At 36.5% G+C, this 22,016-nt stretch carries 21 protein-coding genes and 1 pseudogene; 4 read left to right on the top strand and 18 right to left on the bottom strand.

Annotation, left to right across the window (positions count from 1 at the left end; translation table 11 throughout):
* Positions 1-203 precede the first annotated feature (203 nt).
* From ABD909_RS01680 to tpiA, 6 genes are all read right to left on the bottom strand, one after another.
* A complete protein-coding gene (locus ABD909_RS01680) occupies positions 204-611 on the bottom strand; it encodes an NINE protein (protein ID WP_345096236.1) in 408 nt (135 codons plus the stop codon).
* Between the two features lie 95 nt (positions 612-706).
* Positions 707-1,975 (bottom strand): phosphopyruvate hydratase, encoded by a 1,269-nt coding sequence (eno, locus tag ABD909_RS01675; protein ID WP_345096235.1) that lies wholly within the window; start codon positions 1,973-1,975, stop codon positions 707-709.
* A gap of 77 nt (positions 1,976-2,052) precedes the next feature.
* Entirely contained in the window at positions 2,053-2,889 is an 837-nt protein-coding gene (kdsA, locus tag ABD909_RS01670; protein ID WP_345096234.1) for a 3-deoxy-8-phosphooctulonate synthase, read from the bottom strand.
* Between the two features lie 36 nt (positions 2,890-2,925).
* Positions 2,926-4,554 (bottom strand): CTP synthase, encoded by a 1,629-nt coding sequence (pyrG, locus tag ABD909_RS01665; RefSeq protein WP_345096233.1) that lies wholly within the window; start codon positions 4,552-4,554, stop codon positions 2,926-2,928.
* A 158-nt stretch (positions 4,555-4,712) separates the two neighbouring features.
* Positions 4,713-5,138, bottom strand: coding sequence for a preprotein translocase subunit SecG (gene secG, locus ABD909_RS01660; RefSeq protein ID WP_345096232.1), 426 nt, complete (start codon positions 5,136-5,138; stop codon positions 4,713-4,715).
* A gap of 82 nt (positions 5,139-5,220) precedes the next feature.
* Positions 5,221-5,985, bottom strand: a complete 765-nt coding sequence (tpiA, locus tag ABD909_RS01655; protein WP_345096231.1) for a triose-phosphate isomerase — start codon at positions 5,983-5,985, stop codon at positions 5,221-5,223.
* A 153-nt stretch (positions 5,986-6,138) separates the two neighbouring features.
* Between tpiA and ABD909_RS01650 the strand changes: the two genes are divergently transcribed.
* Positions 6,139-8,028, top strand: a complete 1,890-nt coding sequence (locus tag ABD909_RS01650; RefSeq protein WP_345096230.1) for a peptidyl-prolyl cis-trans isomerase — start codon at positions 6,139-6,141, stop codon at positions 8,026-8,028.
* A 661-nt stretch (positions 8,029-8,689) separates the two neighbouring features.
* Here ABD909_RS01650 and ABD909_RS01645 read toward each other — a convergent pair.
* The 10 genes from ABD909_RS01645 to ABD909_RS01600 all read right to left on the bottom strand — a co-directional run bounded on the left by ABD909_RS01645 (position 8,690) and on the right by ABD909_RS01600 (position 16,708).
* Positions 8,690-9,550 (bottom strand): phytoene/squalene synthase family protein, encoded by an 861-nt coding sequence (locus ABD909_RS01645; protein ID WP_345096229.1) that lies wholly within the window; start codon positions 9,548-9,550, stop codon positions 8,690-8,692.
* Positions 9,547-9,933: an Mth938-like domain-containing protein gene (locus tag ABD909_RS01640; protein WP_345096228.1), complete on the bottom strand. Its 387-nt coding sequence runs from the start codon at positions 9,931-9,933 to the stop codon at positions 9,547-9,549. Before ABD909_RS01640 ends, ABD909_RS01645 begins: the two co-directional genes overlap by 4 nt.
* A gap of 509 nt (positions 9,934-10,442) precedes the next feature.
* Positions 10,443-10,895, bottom strand: a complete 453-nt coding sequence (gene yajC / locus ABD909_RS01635; RefSeq protein WP_345096227.1) for a preprotein translocase subunit YajC — start codon at positions 10,893-10,895, stop codon at positions 10,443-10,445.
* Positions 10,896-11,302: 407 nt separating this feature from the next.
* A complete protein-coding gene (locus tag ABD909_RS01630) occupies positions 11,303-12,475 on the bottom strand; it encodes a peptidoglycan DD-metalloendopeptidase family protein (protein WP_345096226.1) in 1,173 nt (390 codons plus the stop codon).
* A 147-nt stretch (positions 12,476-12,622) separates the two neighbouring features.
* Positions 12,623-13,282, bottom strand: a complete 660-nt coding sequence (locus ABD909_RS01625) for a protein-L-isoaspartate(D-aspartate) O-methyltransferase (protein WP_345096225.1) — start codon at positions 13,280-13,282, stop codon at positions 12,623-12,625.
* 130 nt (positions 13,283-13,412) lie between these two features.
* A complete protein-coding gene (gene serS, locus ABD909_RS01620; RefSeq protein ID WP_345096223.1) occupies positions 13,413-14,690 on the bottom strand; it encodes a serine--tRNA ligase in 1,278 nt (425 codons plus the stop codon).
* A gap of 61 nt (positions 14,691-14,751) precedes the next feature.
* On the bottom strand, positions 14,752-15,534 hold the full coding sequence (gene tatC / locus ABD909_RS01615; protein WP_345096222.1) for a twin-arginine translocase subunit TatC: 783 nt from the start codon (positions 15,532-15,534) through the stop codon (positions 14,752-14,754).
* A gap of 86 nt (positions 15,535-15,620) precedes the next feature.
* On the bottom strand, positions 15,621-15,962 hold the full coding sequence (gene tatB, locus ABD909_RS01610; protein ID WP_345096221.1) for a Sec-independent protein translocase protein TatB: 342 nt from the start codon (positions 15,960-15,962) through the stop codon (positions 15,621-15,623).
* Between the two features lie 58 nt (positions 15,963-16,020).
* A complete protein-coding gene (gene tatA, locus ABD909_RS01605; protein ID WP_345096261.1) occupies positions 16,021-16,326 on the bottom strand; it encodes a twin-arginine translocase TatA/TatE family subunit in 306 nt (101 codons plus the stop codon).
* Between the two features lie 235 nt (positions 16,327-16,561).
* Positions 16,562-16,708 carry a hypothetical protein gene (locus ABD909_RS01600; protein ID WP_345096219.1) on the bottom strand — a complete coding sequence of 49 codons (147 nt, stop codon included), beginning with the start codon at positions 16,706-16,708 and terminating at the stop codon, positions 16,562-16,564.
* Between the two features lie 185 nt (positions 16,709-16,893).
* Here ABD909_RS01600 and ABD909_RS01595 point away from each other — a divergent pair, with 185 nt between their 5' ends.
* The 3 genes from ABD909_RS01595 (at position 16,894) to pgsA (ending at position 20,786) form a co-directional block, all read left to right on the top strand.
* The gene (locus tag ABD909_RS01595; RefSeq protein ID WP_345096218.1) at positions 16,894-17,757 is read left to right on the top strand and encodes a 23S rRNA (adenine(2030)-N(6))-methyltransferase RlmJ; all 864 of its coding nucleotides are present in this window, start codon (positions 16,894-16,896) and stop codon (positions 17,755-17,757) included.
* 389 nt (positions 17,758-18,146) lie between these two features.
* On the top strand, positions 18,147-20,132 hold the full coding sequence (gene uvrC, locus ABD909_RS01590) for an excinuclease ABC subunit UvrC (protein WP_345096216.1): 1,986 nt from the start codon (positions 18,147-18,149) through the stop codon (positions 20,130-20,132).
* Positions 20,133-20,204: 72 nt separating this feature from the next.
* Entirely contained in the window at positions 20,205-20,786 is a 582-nt protein-coding gene (pgsA, locus tag ABD909_RS01585; protein ID WP_345096214.1) for a CDP-diacylglycerol--glycerol-3-phosphate 3-phosphatidyltransferase, read from the top strand.
* 98 nt (positions 20,787-20,884) lie between these two features.
* On the opposite strand, the gene ndk is transcribed toward pgsA, so the two are convergent.
* Positions 20,885-21,307 carry a nucleoside-diphosphate kinase gene (gene ndk / locus ABD909_RS01580; protein WP_345096213.1) on the bottom strand — a complete coding sequence of 141 codons (423 nt, stop codon included), beginning with the start codon at positions 21,305-21,307 and terminating at the stop codon, positions 20,885-20,887.
* Positions 21,308-21,719: 412 nt separating this feature from the next.
* Positions 21,720-22,016 (bottom strand): annotated as a pseudogene (locus ABD909_RS01575) (autotransporter outer membrane beta-barrel domain-containing protein); the annotation flags it as partial.

Genomic DNA, 22,016 nt, shown 5'->3' with positions numbered 1-22,016 from the left:
AGCAACACAAAACATATTAGTTGATTTGTATTGCTCTTTTATTCATATAATAATATGCACAGTTCTTTTGATACTATAAGACAACCGTGCATAAATTTTTAATATCTTAATATATAATAGAGTAATCTCTTATTATCCTCTTAATACATTTACTGCAAAAAAGTAAACAATATTATATTATTTATATTTATAATATAAAATTTTTACCAACGTGTAATTTGCTTTCCATCTTTGTCAGTAAACTTCCCCGCTGCTATAACTATAAAGTCAACAATGGCCCAAATCCCTGTAACCATCAATCCAGCAAGCGATAAAGAGAGCGCAAGCATTAAAGCACCAGTTCTCATTTTCCCAACCATAAAACGGTGCACACCAAATACACCAGTAAACCAACAAATCATTGCTAACATTGGTTTTGAAGGCTCTGAATCCTGTTGCAACAATGGGTAAACAGAATGAACACTCTCCCCTTCACAGACAAAATCAACAGGATCACCCACTCTTGGCGGATTTTTTCCTAACCAATCCCAAGTTGCAAATTGATAACGCTTACCATCATCACCGGAGACAAGATAAGCCCCCTGATCCTGATTAATAATTATACCTCTCATTTTTCTACACCTATAAAATCTTTGCCCCCCTATCTCTTACAGTTAAAAATACAATCCCAATAATACCACAGTTTAAAATTTTATACTCATGGCGACTAACGGCGCAAATCACCAGCATAAAATGCCTGGTTTCCTAGCATTTCTTCAATACGAATGAGCTGATTATATTTTGCCAATCTATCGGAGCGTGCAAGTGAACCCGTTTTAATCTGCCCACAATTCGTTGCAACGGCAAGATCCGCGATAAAAGAATCTTCTGTTTCACCTGAACGGTGAGATATAATAGCACGATAGCCTGCTTTATGCGCTGTTTCTACAGCGTCAAGCGTTTCACTCAATGTGCCAATCTGATTTACTTTGATAAGAATAGAATTAGCTACCCCCATTTTTATACCATCGCGCAAACGCGCAGAATTTGTTACAAATAAATCATCGCCAACCAGCTGACATTTTTCTCCAATCGAATCAGTGAGTAATTTCCAGCCTTCCCAATCATCTTCAGCCATTCCATCTTCAATAGAAATGATGGGATAAGTTTCAACAAGTTGTGCCAAATAATCTACCTGCTCTTCCATATCACGATATTTATCTTCACCTTTATAAAAATATGAACCATTTTTATAAAGTTCCGTTGAAGCACAATCTAAACCAAGCGCAATCTGTTCACCGGGTTTATATCCACAGGCTATGATAGATTCCATAATAAAATCAATTGCCTGTTTCGCGCTTTTGAATTGTGGTGCAAAGCCACCTTCATCACCAACATTAGTATTATGCCCTGCATCTTTTAAACGTTTTTTTAACGTATGGAAAATTTCAGCACCATAACCAACTGCTTCTTTCACTGTAGATGCTCCTATAGGAATAATCATAAATTCTTGAAAATCAATTGGGTTATCAGCATGGATCCCACCATTTATAATATTCATCATAGGAGTGGGAAGAATATGTGCCTGTGTCCCACCAATATAACGATATAAAGGCAAACCTAATGAATCTGCAGCGGCTCTTGCAACAGCCAATGAAACACCCAAGATAGCATTAGCACCAAGACGTGCTTTGTTTGCTGTTCCATCCAAAGTAATCATTGCTTGATCAATCGCGATTTGATCTCTTGCATCTCGTCCACCAAGCTCTTCAAGAATTTCGCCATTTATTGCAGCAACGGCCTTTTCAACACCTTTTCCTTGATAACGCACGCCACCATCACGAATCTCAACAGCTTCATGGGCTCCTGTTGATGCACCAGAGGGAACAAGAGCACGCCCAAAAGCTCCATTTTCCAAATGAACATCAACTTCTACCGTTGGATTCCCTCGGCTATCAAGCACTTCACGTCCAATGATATCGACAATTATAGCCATATGTGCTTCCTTACCCAACAAAAATCTCGATGTATTTTAAACACCATAATGATACAATATCCTTTATAACTTTATATTCAATTAATCTTTTTGGATAAATAATCAAACTCCATTAAAGTCTCAAGCAATCTCTGCAAATGATCGATTTTAACCATATTAGGTCCATCAGAGGGTGCATTATCGGGGTCTTGATGTGTTTCTAAAAAAACACCCGCCACTCCAACCGCAACAGCTGCACGTGCTAAAACTTCAACAAATTGACTCTGACCACCAGATGAAGCACCTTGCCCACCTGGCTCCTGAACAGAATGCGTTGCATCAAAGATAACAGGAGCACCAAATGAACGCAAAATAGGTAATGAACGCATATCAGAAATAAGCCTGTTATAACCAAATGAAGTCCCTCGCTCACAAAGCATAACATTCGGATTACCGCTTTGCGTAACCTTTCTTAAAACATTCTCCATATCCCATGGAGCTAAAAATTGACCTTTTTTTATATTAATAATACGTCCTGTTTTGGCTGCTGCTATCAAAAGATCAGTTTGACGACATAAAAAAGCAGGTATTTGCAAAACATCTACGATGGATGCGACAATTTTACATTGTTCTTCTGTATGCACATCTGTCAATACTGGGAAATCAAATTCCTTCTTCAAATCAGAAAAAATAGCCATTGCTTTTTCAAGTCCAACACCACGTGCTGCGCTTAAAGAGGTTCTGTTAGCTTTATCGTAACTCGATTTATAGACAAACCTGATACCAACTTGATCCGTAATTGTCTTAATCCGACCAGCCATTTCGAAAGCGTGATCCCTACTTTCTATTTGACATGGCCCCGCAATTAATGAAAGAGGTGTTTCATTTGAAAAAATAACATTTCCAACTTTTACTACAGCATTTGGTTCAGACATTTTATTCCTCAAAAAGCAAATAACGCAATTTATCAACTAAACCAATCGACTTTGTTCTACAGTAGCCTCAATAAAAGAAGCAAAAAGTGGATGTGGATCAAATGGACGTGATTTTAATTCTGGATGATATTGAACACCGATAAACCATGGATGATCTGCATATTCTATTGCTTCCGGCAAAAAACCATCAGGAGACATACCAGAAAAAATTAAACCACACTGCTCTAGCTTTTCTTTATAATCGATATTTACTTCATAACGATGTCGATGTCGCTCGAAAATCTTTGTTACCCTATAAATTTTTGCAATATGACTCTTTTCTTTTAATTCAGCAGCAAAAGCACCAAGACGCATTGACCCACCAAGATTGCTACACTGTGTACGTTTCTCTAGGACATCCCCTTTGCGCCATTCTCTCATCAAATCTACAATCGGATTTTCGGTTTCACAAAATTCACTTGATGAAGCATCCTTAATCTGTGCAATATTGCGCGCAGCTTCTATACAAGCCAATTGCATACCAAAACAAATGCCGAAAAATGGAACTTTATGCTCCCGAGCAAATTGAATTGCTTGAATTTTCCCTTCTGCACCACGCACTCCAAAAGCACCAGGAACTAAAACTCCATGAACTTTTTGTAAAGTAAGCGTAGGATCTTCTTTTTCAAAAAGCTCTGCATCAATCCATTCAATATTAACCTTTACTTTATTGGCTAAACCACCGTGGATAATTGCTTCGGTAAGAGATTTATAAGCATCCTTTAACCCTGTATATTTCCCAACAACAGCAATTGTAACTTCTCCCTCTGGATGGTGAATTCGATGTGTAATATCCTCCCAATGCTCCATTTTGGGTTTAGATGCTAGTTCTATTCCAAAAGCAGAAAGAACTTCTGAATCTAAGCCCTCTTTATGATATGCTATGGGAACATCATAAATCGTTGGCATATCCAATGCTTGAATAACGGCATTTTGACGAACATTACAAAAAAGTGATAATTTGCCTCGCTCTGTTTCTGGAATAGGCCGATCTGTACGCACCAGTAAAATATTGGGGGCAATACCAATTGATTGTAATTCTTTAACGGAATGTTGTGTTGGTTTGGTTTTTAATTCACCGGACGATGGAATATAAGGCATTAATGTAAGATGCACATAAACAACATTATGACTTGGTAATTCATTGTGAAGCTGACGAATCGCTTCTAGAAAAGGCATTGCTTCAATGTCACCGACTGTTCCACCTATTTCACATAAAACAAAATCAAATTCTTCGTTGCCTGTAGTAATAAATCTCTTAATTTCATCGGTAACATGAGGAATAACTTGAACTGTAGCTCCCAAATAGCCACCACGTCGTTCGCATTCAATGATATTGCGATAAATACGTCCTGTCGTGATATTATCTTGGCTATTCGCAGAACGTCCGGTAAAACGCTCATAATGACCAAGATCAAGATCCGTTTCTGCACCATCATCGGTTACAAAGACCTCACCATGTTGATAAGGTGACATTGTACCTGGATCAACATTCAAATAAGGATCAAGTTTGCGAAGCCGTACACGATACCCACGTGCTTGTAATAATGCAGCTAATGCTGCTGCAGCGATGCCCTTTCCAAGAGAAGAAACCACACCACCAGTGATAAAAATATAACGTGCCATGGGCTTATGGTGATAAGCAGTTTATGATAATTTTTCCAGTAAAAAATGTAAACATAACCTCTTTTTCTTCTATAAAATAAAAAAGATGAAAAAATCACTTTATAAAATAATTATACTCTTTCGAAAAACTATTTTGTACCATTATTCGGAACGGGATTTTAAAGTGCCGGTGGAACAGGATTTTCAGTTGCAGAATTTGGAAGCTGTTTTTGTGCCTCAGGTGAAACTGAAGAAGCTCCCAACTGTTCGAGAATTGAAGGTTGAGATTTAACATCTGATGATGGAATTTCTCCTGGAATCCCTTTATTTGTAGAGTTTTGTTCTAAATTAGCCGGAATACGCTTAAGAATATCAGAACTGGAATTTGTTATATTCGCGACGACGTTAAGCCCAATGGACACTGCAAAAAAACAACATGCCAAAATAGCAGTTAAACGTGTTAACGGATTTTTAGTCCCACGCGTTTTCATTAATCCAGAACCACTACTTGCACCAAGCCCGCCACCTTCTGAACGCTGAATTAATATAACACCAACCAAAGTAATAACGACCAAAAAATGAATAATAATAAGTACTGTTTGCATAAACCCTGCTCTTCAAATAACACTTCATGGCTCTTTACACGTAAATAATACATAATCCAAGAGGAAAACCAAGATTTCTCTGTTATAATTTACGATAAACATCGCAGATAGTTAAAAAATCTACTGCTTTTAAGCTTGCCCCCCCTATCAAAGCACCATTAACATGATTCATACTCAAAAGCTCAAAGGCATTAGATGCTTTTACTGAACCACCATAAAGCAATCGCATCTTTTTCCCTTCATTACCAAAACGAGTGCATATCTTATCGCGAATAAAATTATGCACCCTTGCAATATCTGCTAAAGTAGCCATATTGCCTGTACCTATGGCCCATATAGGTTCATAAGCGATAATAATATTCTCTACTGTTGCATCAGCTGGCAAAGATCTCTCAAGCTGTCGCGTGAGTACTTTCAATACTTGATTATTTCTGTGCTCCTCCAATGTTTCGCCAATACAAACAATCGCAACAAGACCTGCTCGCCACGCTGCTTGCACTTTAGCACAAATAATTTCATCACTTTCTTGATAAACCGTGCGGCGCTCTGAATGCCCAATAATGACATGACTTGCTCCTGCTTCTTTCAACATTAAAGCTGAAATGTCTCCAGTATAAGGACCATAATCATCAAAATGACAATTTTGTCCTCCCAGTAGCAAGTCTTCGCCACTCAATATATCAGAAGCACGTGATAAAAGTGTCGCTGGAACACAAATCAATGCTTCAAACAAACGGCCTAAATCAGAGCTAACACCAGCAGCAATGGCACGCAATTCTCCCAGTGATTCACCAGTTCCATTCATTTTCCAATTTCCAGCAATAAAAGGCCGAATATTTGGGGACATATCTTACCTCAAGAGCTACCACAACACATTGTTTGTTTCCTAGGTATCAAATTATAAAACGAAAGCAAGTCTTTAAGCTTGCATCTTTTACTTCTTTATTGCAAATTCCCTTACTGTTTTGATAATAACTCATATATAAAATGGAATTAAACGATGCTTGACATCATAAGAAATGCTACAAAATCCTGGGGTTCTAGGATTTTCCTTGCTATTTTGCTCTTATGCTTCATCCTTTTATGGGGAATACCACATTTACAAACAACGAATGAAAGAAATCTTATTTCTTCTGGAAAATCTACTATAACTGTCGATGGTTATCGTCTTGCACTGGCTGATCAAAGTGCACGTTTAGCACTCGCATCTCAGCTTGGACGAATGTTCACAGCAAATGAAATACAGCAATATAAAATTCCCGCTTTTGTATTTAATCAGTTACAACAAAATGCATTATTTGATGAGCAAGCACGTAAAATGAAAATTAATCTTTCAAAAGATGCTATAGCGCGTATTCTGAGTACTGATAATATGTTTCAAACAAATGGTGTCTTTGACCAAAATTTGTTTCGTAACTATCTTCAGCATTTACGTATTAGCGAAAGTAATTTCTTTGATTATTATACTCAAAAAGAGAAGCGTAATCAGCTCATTGCAGCTTCGCTATCGGGGATGAAAGCACCAGATCTCTTTTATAAAGCGCTCGTGCTTTATCAAGGAGAAACCCGAATTGCCGATTATCTTATTATTGATTTAAAAGAAAAGGAAACAATTTCTAACCCAAACCAAGAAACATTGCAAAAGTGGTTTGAAATACATAGAAACGAATTTCGTACCCCTGAATACCGGACTGTTTCTTTGTTATCTATGACCTCGGCTCAAATTGTAAAACCCGAAGATATTTTAGCAGATGAGGTAAAAGCTTATTATACTCAAAATACCTCACAGTTTATGACACCTGAAAAACGCACCATTGAAGAATTGCAATTCTCCACACGCGAAGCTGCCGATAATGCTGCCAAAAGAATAGCCGACGGATTGAGTTTTGATGCGCTGGTTAAAGCGGAAAATAAAACTCTTAGTGATATTAAAAAAGGACCTTTCACAGAAAGTGAACTGCCTAATCATCTAGCGTCTGAGGTTTTCCAACTCAAACAAGGGCAAATCAGTGCTGTAATCAATGATTTAAAAGGTCCTGTTATCATTCGTGTAACACATATTGATCCTGCAGCCTCTCTTCCTTTTGAAAAGGTAGAGAAAAATATTCGACAAATACTCGCCCAAAGTCGTGCAACGAATACTCTGCGTAATAACTATACAGCAATCGAAAATGCTCGTTTTGAGGGTGCATCTCTCAAAGAACTAGCTGACCAATATAAATTACCTCTTCGTACAATCACTCTTGATAAAGAAGGAAAAACAATTGAAGGGGAAATACTCACGAATTTACCCCAAAAAGACATTCTCTTGAATGCCATTTATCAAGCAAATGAAAGCATTGATCTTGATCCCCTCTCTCTCCCAGAAAATGGGTATCTTTGGTATAAAGTGGATAAAATTATTCCTGCCCGCGATAGAACATTTGAAGAAGCTAAGCAAGATGCACTTTCTCAATGGAAAATTGAAGAAGTTCAACGCCTTCTTGATGAAAAAGCGCAAAATACTCTCAAACAACTTAATGAAGGGAAAAGCCTTGCTTCTCTTGCCCATATACTTGGTATCACAAAACAAACAACACCAGCACTCCGACGCCAAGACTCATCTGAAATCCTTGGAGATGAAGGTCTTAAAGCATTATTTGCTGCGCCTAAAGATCATTACGGTATAGTAAAAGGTCCGATTATAACAAACCGTATCGTTTATCAAATAAAGACTGTCACCATGCCTAAAGATGTCACACCTCAGGCTCTTTCACCTGATATTCGTGCCAACATTGATATGATAATGAAAGAAGATATTAAGCTAGGAATGCTACAAATTGCCAATAAAGAACATCCTTTGAAAATTAATAGTACGAACTATCATCAAATTTTCAACGCTCTCCAATAAAAATATTGCAAATGATTTTTAGTATTGAGGTGAAGAAATTGCATTCAGAATTTCTTCCCTCTTTGAAAAAGTAAGTAAATTTCATTTTTTTGTAATATAAAAACGCATAACTTCTTTAAAACAATGGAGTTTTCTGCGATCTTACAACTTTGCAAAAAAGAGTAGATACAGTTTTAAGAATAGTTTTCAGTGCAATAAAATATAATCTATAAAATTTCTCTCTAAATGTTCTCATAACCAACAACAATCACTTATAGTTTTATAATTTTTACATGCAATATCTACCACCAGCCACAGATTTTCTGTAGCCCTGATAATATTATCTCATCAAAAAAAATAATACCTGATGAATGTATTTAAGCACTGCATATCAAAATTCCAATCTTACTGGAAATTTAATTGATCTGTTTCATAAATTTTCTCTTACATTGTTCTCTACATCATCCACTGATGTATAACCTAGACAAAATGAACACTACCTAAAAGAAATAAACGACATCTTTAACTCTATAAATTTTATTTCTAACTGTTTGAAGACCATACTTTATACATACTACTTGCGATGTCTGCCAAATAATAAAAAAGAAATTCAAATTCATAATACACGGTTACCTTCAATAGATTTACGATTTCTGCTGTTCTTAGATAATATTTTTTATCCTTATAATATCTTTGGAAAATTACCACCTATTGCTGTCCTTGTGACCAACCAGTAGCGGTGAATCAGTGATAAAGTTGTACTTTCTTGAAAAACTGCAGCTCCCAACTGACGTGCTTTTTGAAGCGATGCTGGTATAATTGCTAATGGAAGAAATGCTGGCTTAAGCATTCTAGGCAAAGCATTAGAACATTCGTAAAATTTGCTATAATGTTCTCCTGCTAATGCTAGTATAGCTTCAATAATGTGGCATTGTTGTGCGCTATTGATACGATGAGACTCCAAATCTCCTCTATCCACTCCGACAGCCTTTAACATATCAGTAGGCAAATAATATTGATATCGTGATTGCATAAATGATAAAAGACGCAACACCCCACTTAATCCTTGTGCAATCCCTCCATGTTTACAGACATCTGTAAAATTTTGTGCACCATCAGGATCTAATATCTGACAAGAAAGCTGTAAAATTATACTCGCTGTTTCACCCCAATAGAACTCAAGATCATGAAGCGTTTCTATCGGATTATGATAAAGATCTAAAATCTGCGCATCACAGTAACGTAAAAAAGCCGTCTTAGGTAGATTAAAAAGCATCATTGCAGAAAATAAATCATTCAAAATCGGATTATTTTTACTTTCTTGCCTTTCACCATGCGCAATAGAATCATACCACCAGCGTAATCGTATCTCACCGAGAAGTGGATCATGTACAATTTCACGAATACGAGAAACTTCTACATTAAAAGTATAAAGAGCCGCCAATGCTTTGCGCTTTTTTTTAGGCGCAAATAAAACCGATATATAGCGATCACGATCTGTAGCACGTAAAATATCAAGATAATAAGGAAGAGAATTAATCATTCTACAGCAAACAATAATGCAGCAACAGCACGGTCTTCAGCCAACAAAACATTAAATGTACGCACTGCTGCTCCTGTGCTCATTGTATCTGATGCAATATGTTTTTCCCATAAAAGTACCCGTAAATCTTCGGGTAATCGCAATAATTCAACACCAGTACCTATAAGCAAAACTTCAATCTCAGATGACTCTTCTAAAATACGAAATATATTCTCTTGAGTTGGAATAGGCCCTATCATATCAATAGCATAAATACCCGATGGTACACAAACAATAGACCCTCTGTGGGACATATCAGCAAAACGAAATCCACCATTTCCATACGCATCAATAGGTGCCCGCCTTGGAAAATGTGCTTCACGGATTTGAATTGCATGAAACATCAATAAAACATCCTTTATTTTTGATAACCCAATTGCATTTTTCCTCTCCTCCCCCTAAAAAGCAAAAAACTTATAACAAAAATTGATATATTAATCATAACGTGTATAGCAATATCAATGTGAAATCTTTTATATAATCCTACACTGAAAATACCATCAATAGGGGAAAGCTACTTTAAATATTGCGGAAAATTTACAAATAAGATGCTATCAAATGCTACCATTCGTTCAAATATATTTATTGATTGAAAAATTTCAGCTTATGTTCTCAAAAATAAACAAACTCCCATACGTTAAAACAAAAACCCTATAAAAAGAATAAGAAACTTTGCTACAATGCAGCACAAATAGCGTAAATAAAGTAATCACTTCTTTAATAGCCCACAGAAAACCACAATTATGTTGGTTTATCAATTATTAAGTTCTCCCCTACCCTGAATATTTCTTAACAGAGCTAGCCATTTTTATCAAAATACGTTGAAAATCATATCAGACAACGCAATTGTATTTTAAGATTCGCTTTCCTTTGATACGGATTTTTTCTCTTCAGGTATATTCACATCTTCCTTTGTTTTAATTTTAGATTTAGACTTTTGTGGTACTTTTGGTTTTGTATGAGCCTTTGATTTTTTCGCCGCAATAGGCTCTCCTTTGACGCGAACATCGGTTAATGTTGAACGGACTACGCGAATACGCATATCATCGCCAATTTCAACCTCTAATTCACCACTCTCATCGTAAACTTTCGTAACTTTGCCGATAATACCACCACCTGTTATAACTGTATCACCACGGCGCACAGCATTAAGCATCTCCTGCCGTTTTTTTATTTGCGTACGCTGTGGGCGAATTATAAAAAAATACATAATTACAAAAATCAAAACCAACGGGACAAAGCTAACAAGTGAACTCCCATTGGAAACACCGCCTGTAACTTGAGCATAAGCATTCGTAATAAACATTTTTATCTCCTATCGATTAAACCGTCAGGTATTTGCTACTTTACTAAAATAGACTTTTGGCTCAGAAAAAACTTTCCCAGAGGATGATTTATCATACAAAATCATAATGACACAATGTAATCATAGCTTTATAGAAAGAAAATAAATTTTTAAGAGACAGAAGACAACGAGAAAAAACTTTTAAGAAACAATTTTATTTCTCTTTTTTTACATCATAAACATAAAAATTCTCACTAACTAGAAAATTAAGGATAACAAACCATTTTCTCCTCTTCTAGCAAGCCAAACCCACTGCTCTTCTTAAATATATGAGTTTTTTTACTGAAATATTATCGTTTAGAAAAATTGATTGTTTTTCTCGGAATCCACGTAAATTATCAACTTTGAAAATAAACGTTCATTATGAATTAGTTTTCTAAATATTTGGTAGGATCGACAGGTAATGAATTCTTACGCACCTCAAAATAAACACGTGGCGTTTTAACATTTCCTGAGACGCCAGATTTAGCAATTTCATCTCCACGCCGTATCCTTTGTCCTTTACTCACAACAAGCTTACTATTACATCCATAAATAGTAATAACATTGTTTTCATGTCGAATCATAACAACATTGCCAAGCTCTTTTAACCCATCACTTGCATAAATAACGACACCATTTTCTGCTGCCTTTACTGATGAACCTTCAGGCACAGCGATATCTATTCCTCGATTAGTGGCTGTTCCTCTTTTCTGACCGAACAAACTTAATAAACGCCCACGCACCGGCCAGCGCATCTTAGAAATTCCCGTGGCTTGAGGAGTAACAATATTATCTGTATTCTGAAAAGTATCTGACAAATCAGTTCCATGATTTAATTGTCTCATCTGTCTAGAAGGTTTCTTCTCAAAAGTTGAATTATTCATCTTTGCAGAGGGAAGAGTTTTTACAGGTGCTTTATATAGAGGTAGAGTTTTCTTGTAACTTGTGGAAGATGTAACTTGAGACGGAAATGAAGATTCTGTTGCTGATGTGCTCGTATTATCATTATAAGCATTTGAAGTTGCTAGTGTTCCCTTTTTCGGAACCATGAGTACTTGGCCAATATAAATGGAATTATTGTTTATACCATTTGCTAATTTTAATGCTTCAACATTCACTCCTATTTGCCGCGCAATGCTTAACAATGTATCTCCACTTTGAACAATATAAGAATTACGCCGAAAAATAGGAGCATTATCCATTTGTGAACGGGAAAGCGTTCCAAGATTGCGTGGTGGTGTTCCCATAACACGACTATCAGTAGACGATCCATCTTGTTGTGGGTAATTATACACATTCTCATTGCCCATCCATGAATCATCATTCGAATCTATAGGTGGCAATTCAGTGCTTTGTATCACACCACCATACGATAACATTTGCGAATCTGCAGACATAGGTGTAGATATATTGGAAGGAGATGATACCGTATGATGAGAAAAAATATTTGTAAAGCGCTGTGTACCGGAACTACACCCCGCAAAAATTGTTATCATCGCTAAAAAAACTATTCTCTGAAATTTACTCCGGAAAATATTATTCAAAACTTTTAAACACATAGTTTTGCTCACTCGCCAATACTCAACTCATTCTATTAAAGCTTTTTAATATTACCTAAGAGTTAAAATAAGATATTTTATTCATAAATATCTTTATAATGAGATCAAAATGAATTTATCATAAACAGCGCACCTTAAGTTTAAAAATTAAAGTATTTCTGCAATACCTTTAATAAAAGGTTGATAGCGCACTTGAAACATTTCTAAACTCTCAAATCGACTGCCAATTTTCGTATAGCGCATCACCGTTTGTACCCCTTCATCAGGCCCTATAGCTTGAATCAGAATCCCATTTTCAGCTAAAAGATCTAAAAATTCTTTTGGTTCATCAGAACGTGATGGCCAAATAAGAATACGATCAAATGATCCCAAGCCTGTAACAGTACTGCAGCCATCCATCTGCCGTATAGCAATATTTTCAAGCCCTAAGCCTTGAAATTTCTGGCGTGCCAAATCAACAAGTGTTTTATAACGATCAACCGTTGTCACACGACCACTCAGACATGCCATAAGGGCAGTACAAAAACCAGATCCTGTACCAATCTCTAAGACACGATGTTTTTTTTTCAAGGATAACGCAAAAAGAATCAAAAGCTGTTCTTCCAAACGCTCAATATATTCACCACACTCAATGGGAATAACTTTATTATCATAAGCACAGTTGAATAAAGAAGAGGCAACAAACTGTTGACGTGGAATTTTCTCAAATGCCGAAAAAAAGCGGACATCATCAATCCCTTTGCTGCGCATTTTCAGCACAAGGCCGGCTAAGTCCTCACGAAATCGTAAAATACCCTTTTGCCCCATAATGTCATTCGTTCTCCAAAGAAGTAGCAGCCCTTATGCGTACAACTCATTTTTTAAAATAGCGAATCCTTGTGTGTATACATCATCACCACTTAGCAATAAATTATATCGTCTCTCTCCTTTTATAAAATTAGCTAGTAATACAACGTACACCCTTCATATAAGGTTGTAAAACATCTGGAACAATAATTGATCCATCAGCTTGCTGATAATTCTCAAGAATAGCAATAAGGCAACGTCCAACAGCCGTACCAGAACCGTTAAGACTATGAATGAAATGCAATGTTTTATCGCCTTCTTTACGATATCGTGCATTCATGCGCCGCCCTTGAAAATCTCCACAAATTGAACAACTAGAAATTTCACGATAACATCCTTGCCCTGGAAGCCAAACTTCAATATCATAGGTTTTGCGTGCTGCAAATCCCATATCACCTGTAGAAAGAATAACCGTGCGAAAAGGCAAACCAAGACGTTTCAAGACATCTTCTGCACATTCTGTCATACGTTCTAGTTCCATTAAAGATTGCTCTTCAGTGGTAATAGATACCATTTCTACCTTCCAAAACTGATGCTGACGCAACATCCCACGCGTATCACGGCCTGCAGCTCCCGCCTCTGAGCGAAAACAGGGCGTTAAAGAAGAAAATCGCAGTGGTAAATCTGATGTTTCAAGAATTTCATTGTTTACCAAATTGGTTAAGGGCACTTCTGCTGTAGAAATAAGCCATCGACCATCTGTTGTGCGAAAAAGATCCTCAGCAAATTTTGGTAGCTGGGCTGCTCCGTAAACAATCTCATCACGAACAAGGAGAGGTATTGAGACTTCTGTATAACCATGCTCCTCAACATGTACATCCAGCATAAATTGCCCCAATGCACGTTCAAGCCTAGCTAATGCTCCTGACAATACTGTAAAACGTGCTCCTGATAAACGACTTGCTCGCTCAAAATCCATCTGTTTAAGATTTTGACCAAGATCAAAATGTTCCTTTGCTGTAAAATCAAATGTTGGAGGTGTACCAAAATGTCGAATAACAACATTATCGCTTTCATCTTTACCTTTTGGGACATCATCGAATGGAATATTTGGGAGTGCTGAAAGAACCTTCTCAATGCTTTCTGTCAACCGCTTTTCTTCTGTTGTAGCAGAAGAAAGAAAGACTTTAATCTCCTCAACTTCAGCTCTAAGATCTTCAACCATTTTCTGATCACATGCTGCTAAAGCTTGTCTTATTCCTTTTGAAACCTTATTGCGACGCTCCTGTGCCGATTGCACTTTTGCCACATGGGCCCGACGTTCAAAATCAAGTTTTATTAACCTCTCTGCTTGCGGTTCAATACCTCTATTTTCCAGCGCTTTATCTAATTTTTCAGGATATTCACGAATCCACTTAATATCAAGCATCAAAATACCTCATTTGCATCGTTTTTATTCATTTCCTCTTAAAACAAGATATAAACTTCTCTTAAGAGGCCTTTTTTCTCTTTTCTATACAGTAAGCAATTAAAATTGAGATCTCGTAAAGAGCTATCGTTGGTAAAGCCACTGCAAACATAGTAAAAAAATCTGATGGAGTTACTATCGCTGCAACTATAAAAGAAATGAGGATAGCCCATTTTCGTTTAAATACTAAACTATGAGACGTTAAAAGTCCAACCTTCGTTAAAAGACTGGTTACAAGAGGTAATTGAAAAATCAAACCAAAAATGAGAATAAATGATGTCATAAAGCTTAAATAGTCGGAAATACGGACGATAAATTCTATTCTTAAATGAACATCTGGAAGAAATTGCTGAGAAAGGCTAAACCAAAGCATTACTGGCGCTAACAGAGCATAAACAAATGCCCCCCCAATACAAAATAAAATCGGTCCACCAATGAGAAAAGGCAAAAAAGCCATACGCTCGTTTTTATAAAGTCCTGGTGCGATAAAGCTATAAAATTGAAAAGCCGTATAGGGAAAAGATAAAATAATCGCTCCAAAAGCAGCAAGCTTCATCTTTGTTAAAAAAGTTTCCCATACTTGTGTTGATTGCAAACGAATATTCTCAGGATTGCCACCTGATATTTTCATTGCCCATTGATAAGGCCATATTAAAAAATTTAAGATATAATCTTTAACCAAAAAGCACAGAAAAAAAGCTATCAAAAATGCAACAAGAGCAGCAATAATTCGCTGACGGAGTTCAATCAAATGTTCTAAAAGCGGAGCCATATTGGCATCAAGGTCATCTTTCTTAATATTCATGACACACCTTCTCTTTCTTTAGAAATGCTCTCAAAACTCTCAGAATCAACGGATACAGTTAAATCTTCATTGGCTTTGTATTGATCTCATCTCAAAATTTCTTTCTCTTTTTCTGATTTATGGTGTGTTGTCTTTATATTAGGATGATCATGGAGACCTTCACCTGCATCATGAAGAGGATTAAAAGTCTCTGTCAGCTCCTTGTTTAGATTAATATCATTGATATCTGACAATGTCTTTTTTAAATCATCAATTTCAACTTGTCTCATTGCATCATCAAACTGGTGACGAAATTCATTCGCTGCCGAACGTATATAAGCGACGGCCTTTGCCATGGTCTTTAGCATTTTAGGTAAATCTTTTGGTCCAACAACGATAATGAGAACAAGTAAGATCACGAAAAACTCTGGCCCATCAATCCCAAACATCGCTTATACTCGACTTCCTCATTTAAAATAGTACAATTATGATGGCGTCTTGATCATTTTATCGTTGTTTTTTAACCGCAGACGTCTTCCTTTTTGTAGAGGAAGAAGAAGTTTTTCGGCGTACTGCTGCACGTTTTATTAATAATGGTTCAGATTGTTGAGATTCAATATCAATTGTTTGAGAGGATACAGCTATTTCAAGCTTATTTTCGATATCATCCTCTTCTTCCTTCATATTCTTTTTGAACGCTTTAATCCCCTTAGCAACATCACCCATTAATTCAGAAACCTTACCCCGTCCAAAAAGAACAAGAATGACCAATAAAATGACAATTAAATGCGTTGGTGACAAAATATTACCCATCATTTTCTCTCACTGCTTTTGAATTTACTTCTTTATACTTATTTTGAAGAAATGTATCAAACATAACCATATCTTACTTGTATATTTTCTTCTCCAGTTAAAGGCAATCATACGCTTTTTATTGTAAACCCACTTTTTACCTCTCTTTATCTTTTGTCAAAGTGTGCGTTCATGTCTTAGAATATGTTTCATTACTGATACCCTCCCTCAATCGGCCCTTGAGCCGCAACTCGTTCTAAAGCTGTAACTGTTTCCTTTTTTTCTTTACATAAGCACGTCCTCCGATTACATCATGTGCTCCTTTTATAGGAATATCTAAAACAGGAAGACAATCAGCACGAATGCCAAATTTTATAAAATCAAACGCATGAAGTAGAAACATAACCTATATTGAATAAATTATCCCAATATAGCAAATAATTGCAAAGCCATGATATCAGTATTTCTCTAAGTGAGACCTATGATTTTTTGATTGTCTGGTCTTTACAAATTTTTTGTTGATATAAAATCATTATTCTATGTTAAGAGAAAAGTTTTGTAAGCAGTTATATACGGTAGAATTTATTCATGAATTATCGGCATATTTATCATGCTGGCAATTTTGCTGATGTTTTTAAACACATTATTGTCACCCGCATTGTCGAATATCTTAAACGTAAGAAAAAAGCTTTTCGCGTTATAGATACACATGCTGGAATTGGTATGTATGATCTCTCTTCTTTGGAGGCACATAAAACAGGAGAATGGCGCGAAGGCGTCCAACGTTTTTTTTCAGCTCCTATCCCAGAAGATTTAACAACACTCCTTTCTCCTTGGTGTAATATTCTTAATTCATTAAATGAGGGAGAAAAAGAAATCCTCTTCTATCCCGGCTCTCCTATTGTTATTCGTCAATTATTGCGTAAACAAGACCGCCTCACCGCAATTGAATTACATGATAAAGATTATAATATTTTAGCAAAAAGATTTGCCGGGGATTATCAAACAAAAGTCTTGCATTTGGATGGTTGGCTTTCTTTAAATGCGCATTTGCCTCCAAAGGAGAAACGTGGATTTGTTCTCGTTGATCCACCCTTTGAAAAAACTGGAGAATTCTCCCGCCTTATTGAAGGATTGGTAAAAGCGTATCGCCGTTTTCCTGGAGGAATTTATGCTTTATGGTATCCTGTTAAATATGACGAAGAAATTGAAATTTTTCTTCATGCACTTTACCAAACAAAGATTCCCAAAATCCTACAACTTGAAATGCGTGTTCGAAAAAGTTCAATACCACCTACAATGCGTGGAAATGGGATGATTCTTATTAATCCTCCCTATCTTTTGGAAGAAGAAATGAAAAAACTTAGCCCGTTTCTTATCAATCGTCTTGGACAAGATGAAAATGCACAAATAACGCAGAAATGGATCCAAAAGGAACATTCATCATGTTAACTTTTTCAAGTGCGCCTTAAGCTAAAATCTCCTTGATAAAAACCAAAGATTTTAAACTGCTGCAAAATATGACTAAGGTTGTTGGTTTCCTTGACTTTAGAACCATATTATCTTTGAATATATATCATCATGCCTAGGACAAATTTTATTATTTTAAATAAAGCCTTTCTTAAAATAGTCCTTCTGGACAATAAATGATATTAGTGAACAGATAAAAATGTTTTTTTTAACTACCCTTATTTTTGATGAAAAAAATAACTCTAAATTTGAATATTTTTATATAGCAACACATTATTTATAGGAAAAATAACTATCATTACATCAACAGCAATATTCTATGAATAAGAGCATTTCACATGCAAAACATAAAATGTTTTTGGATAAACTAAATGATTCTGAAAAATAACACAGCTTGTTTCCAAAATGAAAGAGAAAATCTCTCTTTTCTCTCCTCTATTACATGGGATAATGCCAATCAAGAAAATGATAAAAATCAATTTAAAGGTACCAAACTCATCCAAGAATTTGCCAAACACCTTCCGCATAAGCCCGGAGTTTATCGAATGGTGGATGAGAATGGTGATATTCTCTATGTTGGGAAAGCACGTAATCTCAAAAAACGTGTTTCAAGCTATACACATGAAAAAGGGCACAATAACCGTATTACCCGTATGATTCGTGCGACCTATCATATGGAATTTGTCGTTACCCATACAGAAACAGAAGCACTCCTTTTAGAGGCTAATCTCATCAAAAGATTACATCCACGTTTTAATGTGTTACTGCGTGACGATAAAAGCTTTCCTTATATTATTATCACTGATGATCATCGCACACCTGCACTTTACAAACATCGTGGTGCTCGAACAAGAAAAGCCCACTATTTTGGTCCGTTTGCCTCTTCAGGTGCAGTGACACAAACAATTAATGTTTTACAACGCGCCTTTCTTTTACGAACTTGTAGCGACTCAGTTTTTGAAAATCGTACACGCCCCTGTTTGCTTTATCAAATTAAGCGATGTTCTGCACCCTGTACAGATAAAATTCGTGAGAGTGATTATGAAGAACTGGTAAGAGAAGCAAAAGCTTTCCTTTCAGGAAAAAGCCAATCTGTTAAAAATGATATGGCTCAAGCTATGCATCAAGCAGCTAAAAACCTTGATTTTGAACAAGCAGCAGCCTATCGTGACCGCTTATCAGCTCTCTCTCACATACAAAGCCATCAAGGCATTAATCCTCAAACAATACAAGAAGCAGATGTCTTTGCAATTGCGCAACAGGAAGGAGTAACTTGCATTCAAGTATTTTTTTTCCGCATGGGTCAAAATTGGGGAAACCGTGCCTATTTCCCTAAAGCAGATCCATCTTTTTCTCGTAGTGAAATTTTAGCAAGCTTTCTTGCCCAATTTTACGATAATAAGCCTCTTCCGAAACTTATTCTTTTATCTGAATCAATCGAAGAAAAAGCACTTCTTATGGAAGCATTCAGTCTCAAAGCAAATCGTAAAATCCTCCTCTCTTTGCCCAAGCAAGGTGAACGAAAAATTCTTATCAATCATGCCTCTATCAATGCACATGAAGCACTTAGACGCAAACTTTCCGAAACAGCGACACATACAAAATTACTTCAAGGTCTTGCTGAAATATTTCAAATGTCCCATATTCCACACCGTATAGAGGTCTATGATAATTCTCATATTATGGGAACCAATGCTGTAGGCGCGATGATTGTTGCAGATGAACGAGGATTTGTTAAAAATCAATATCGCAAATTTAATATTCGCTCACCTAATATTACACCTGGTGACGATTTCGCTATGATGAGAGAGGTTATTAAACGAAGATTTTCACGTCTTATTAAGGAGCATAATCTGCCTAATAAAAGTAATGATATAAAAGATCAAAATGATGATTCTTTTCCTCTTTGGCCTGATCTTATCTTAATTGATGGTGGTGAAGGGCAAATTAATAGTGTCCATACAATACTTTCTGAATTAAAATTAGATGACCTCATCACGGTCGTTGGAATTGCTAAAGGCATAGAGCGTAACGCAGGACGTGAACGTTTTTTTATCAAAGGCAAAATGCCCTTTACACTTCCCCCACATGATCCTATCCTTTATTTTTTACAACGTCTCCGCGATGAAGCACATCGTTTTGCAATTGGAACGCACAGAGCAAAACGAAAAAAAGTAACATTCAAAAACCCGCTTGATGAAATCGAAAATATCGGCCCAACAAGAAAGCGTGCATTGCTTCATCATTTTGGAAGCACTAAAGCCGTGGCCAATGCTTCACTCGAAGATTTAACAAAAGTGATAGGAATTTCTGTTAGCATGGCACAAAAAATTCATAATTATTTTAATGAAAAATAAGCTTGTTTCATCATCTTTGCCTTGTTACGTTGATAAAATAAATCATGCCTTACAAAAATTAAAAATTGCTCTATGAAAAATCATACTTTTTCTTTTCCAAATATTCTAACCTATGCACGGATCATCGCGGTACCAACGGTTGTTGCCTGCTTTTTTTTAGAAGGACGGCTTCAATCAAGCGATATTGCACGTTGGATTGCTGTTTCCATTTTTGTTATTGCTTCTATTACTGACTTTCTCGATGGATATCTTGCCCGTATTTGGGAACAAACATCCAATATTGGTCGCATGTTAGATCCCATTGCTGATAAGCTTCTCGTCTCTGCCTGTTTGCTCTTACTTGCTGCAGATAGCACAATTGCTGGATGGACATTATGGGCAGCTATTATTATACTTTGTCGGGAAATTTTGGTATCCGGATTACGTGAATATTTAGCCGAATTAAAAGTCAGTGTTCCTGTTTCCCGTCTTGCAAAATGGAAAACTTTTGTTCAAATGATCGCCATTGTTCTTCTCTTAGCGGGACCGGCTGGTAATAAAGTTTTTCCTTATACAGTAGAATTTGGCATTACAATGTTATGGATTTCTGCTCTTCTCACATTATGGACAGGATGGGATTATTTTCGCGCTGGCTTAAAGCATGTTATCACATGAAAATTATCAGCCTCACATACTCTAAAAAATCTATAACTTCATAAGAAAATCCCCAAATATACCATTTCGGGATTTTCTTCCTTTTATACATGCTTTTCTTAACCAACAATTTCCAATTCTGAAAACCAAAAAGCGATTTCCACTTTCGCAGTTTCAGAACTGTCTGAACCATGAACGGAATTTTCGCCAATCGATAAAGCATGGACTTTACGAATTGTCCCTTCTTGTGCATCCACAGGGTTAGTCGCCCCCATTACTTCACGGTTCTTAGCTATTGCATTCTCACCTTCTAAAACTTGCACAACTGTTGGACCAGAAGACATAAATTCAACCAATTCACCAAAAAATGGACGCTCTCGATGAATAGCATAAAATCCTTCAGCTTCACGCCGACTCATCCACACGCGTTTAGATGCAATAATACGCAGCCCTGCATCTTCAAGCATTTTGGTAATTGCTCCTGTTAAATTACGACGCGTTGCATCTGGTTTTATCATTGAAAAAGTACGTTCTACAGCCATTTGACCACCTTTATATAACATTATCTGGCCGTTCTATAACGAGCAAGAAGCCTTTTGCCAAGGGATTGTGGAAAAATCCATAGCAAATTTTAAAAAGGTGCATTGCTTCGCACAAGTTTCCGTAAAACACAAAAACACCCATGATATCTGACATCCCTATCGTCGCCTCCCTCTTACAATACCAAACATCTTGGCATAACCTTGAATATTTCTCTTCAAACTACCACTCAATAGAAAGAAAAGATCCAAGAAAAATGCTATGGAGCAGAAAATACATAGCCTTTATAAATAGCCAAACTTCTCTCAAAATCACAGCTCAAGACTCCTGTTTCACTTACCTAATAACCCACACGCTAAAATCAATCAAAAACACAACCTATTTAGAAGCTATAGCGTATACCTAAAATCNCACATAAAGCTTTAATTTCTCACTCACTAAACTGCTTAAACCAATGCCTAATTTCCCTGCATTCCCAGATAAGTCAGCGCTAAATTGGTGATATTGGTTAATCGTCGTATGGGTGTCATCTTTATTCTCACACAACAAAGCTGCCGTAATATAAACTAGCGATGAAGCAATGATCCCTAATTTAAATTCATACCCTAACGATAATCCAACCTCACTGCGCAGTGACGTCAATGGCTTGATAGCACCTGTCATTTCATTCGAAAGTTTGATTTCTTTGCCTTTAACTTGCAACCACCTCAA

Source organism: Bartonella acomydis (assembly GCF_039543025.1).
Classification (GTDB): Bacteria; Pseudomonadota; Alphaproteobacteria; order Rhizobiales; family Rhizobiaceae; genus Bartonella; species Bartonella acomydis.
Note: the sequence above shows the minus strand (reverse complement) of the source record. Positions and strands in the feature narration are given on the sequence as shown.

What these genes read in the sequence shown, in the direction of transcription:
- ABD909_RS01630 (WP_345096226.1), bottom strand. Translation starts at nt 12,475, where the DNA reads ATGTGTTTAAAAGTTTTGAATAATATTTTCCGGAGTAAATTTCAGAGA.
- ABD909_RS01595 (WP_345096218.1), top strand. Translation starts at nt 16,894, where the DNA reads ATGAATTATCGGCATATTTATCATGCTGGCAATTTTGCTGATGTTTTT.
- ndk (WP_345096213.1), bottom strand. Translation starts at nt 21,307, where the DNA reads ATGGCTGTAGAACGTACTTTTTCAATGATAAAACCAGATGCAACGCGT.
- ABD909_RS01640 (WP_345096228.1), bottom strand. Translation starts at nt 9,933, where the DNA reads ATGTTTCATGCAATTCAAATCCGTGAAGCACATTTTCCAAGGCGGGCA.
- serS (WP_345096223.1), bottom strand. Translation starts at nt 14,690, where the DNA reads ATGCTTGATATTAAGTGGATTCGTGAATATCCTGAAAAATTAGATAAA.
- kdsA (WP_345096234.1), bottom strand. Translation starts at nt 2,889, where the DNA reads ATGTCTGAACCAAATGCTGTAGTAAAAGTTGGAAATGTTATTTTTTCA.
- yajC (WP_345096227.1), bottom strand. Translation starts at nt 10,895, where the DNA reads ATGTTTATTACGAATGCTTATGCTCAAGTTACAGGCGGTGTTTCCAAT.
- ABD909_RS01680 (WP_345096236.1), bottom strand. Translation starts at nt 611, where the DNA reads ATGAGAGGTATAATTATTAATCAGGATCAGGGGGCTTATCTTGTCTCC.
- tpiA (WP_345096231.1), bottom strand. Translation starts at nt 5,985, where the DNA reads ATGTCCCCAAATATTCGGCCTTTTATTGCTGGAAATTGGAAAATGAAT.
- ABD909_RS01625 (WP_345096225.1), bottom strand. Translation starts at nt 13,282, where the DNA reads ATGGGGCAAAAGGGTATTTTACGATTTCGTGAGGACTTAGCCGGCCTT.
- pyrG (WP_345096233.1), bottom strand. Translation starts at nt 4,554, where the DNA reads ATGGCACGTTATATTTTTATCACTGGTGGTGTGGTTTCTTCTCTTGGA.
- tatC (WP_345096222.1), bottom strand. Translation starts at nt 15,534, where the DNA reads ATGAATATTAAGAAAGATGACCTTGATGCCAATATGGCTCCGCTTTTA.
- ABD909_RS01650 (WP_345096230.1), top strand. Translation starts at nt 6,139, where the DNA reads ATGCTTGACATCATAAGAAATGCTACAAAATCCTGGGGTTCTAGGATT.
- ABD909_RS01645 (WP_345096229.1), bottom strand. Translation starts at nt 9,550, where the DNA reads ATGATTAATTCTCTTCCTTATTATCTTGATATTTTACGTGCTACAGAT.
- tatB (WP_345096221.1), bottom strand. Translation starts at nt 15,962, where the DNA reads ATGTTTGGGATTGATGGGCCAGAGTTTTTCGTGATCTTACTTGTTCTC.
- eno (WP_345096235.1), bottom strand. Translation starts at nt 1,975, where the DNA reads ATGGCTATAATTGTCGATATCATTGGACGTGAAGTGCTTGATAGCCGA.
- pgsA (WP_345096214.1), top strand. Translation starts at nt 20,205, where the DNA reads ATGAAAAATCATACTTTTTCTTTTCCAAATATTCTAACCTATGCACGG.
- tatA (WP_345096261.1), bottom strand. Translation starts at nt 16,326, where the DNA reads ATGGGTAATATTTTGTCACCAACGCATTTAATTGTCATTTTATTGGTC.
- uvrC (WP_345096216.1), top strand. Translation starts at nt 18,147, where the DNA reads ATGATTCTGAAAAATAACACAGCTTGTTTCCAAAATGAAAGAGAAAAT.
- ABD909_RS01600 (WP_345096219.1), bottom strand. Translation starts at nt 16,708, where the DNA reads ATGTTTCTACTTCATGCGTTTGATTTTATAAAATTTGGCATTCGTGCT.
- secG (WP_345096232.1), bottom strand. Translation starts at nt 5,138, where the DNA reads ATGCAAACAGTACTTATTATTATTCATTTTTTGGTCGTTATTACTTTG.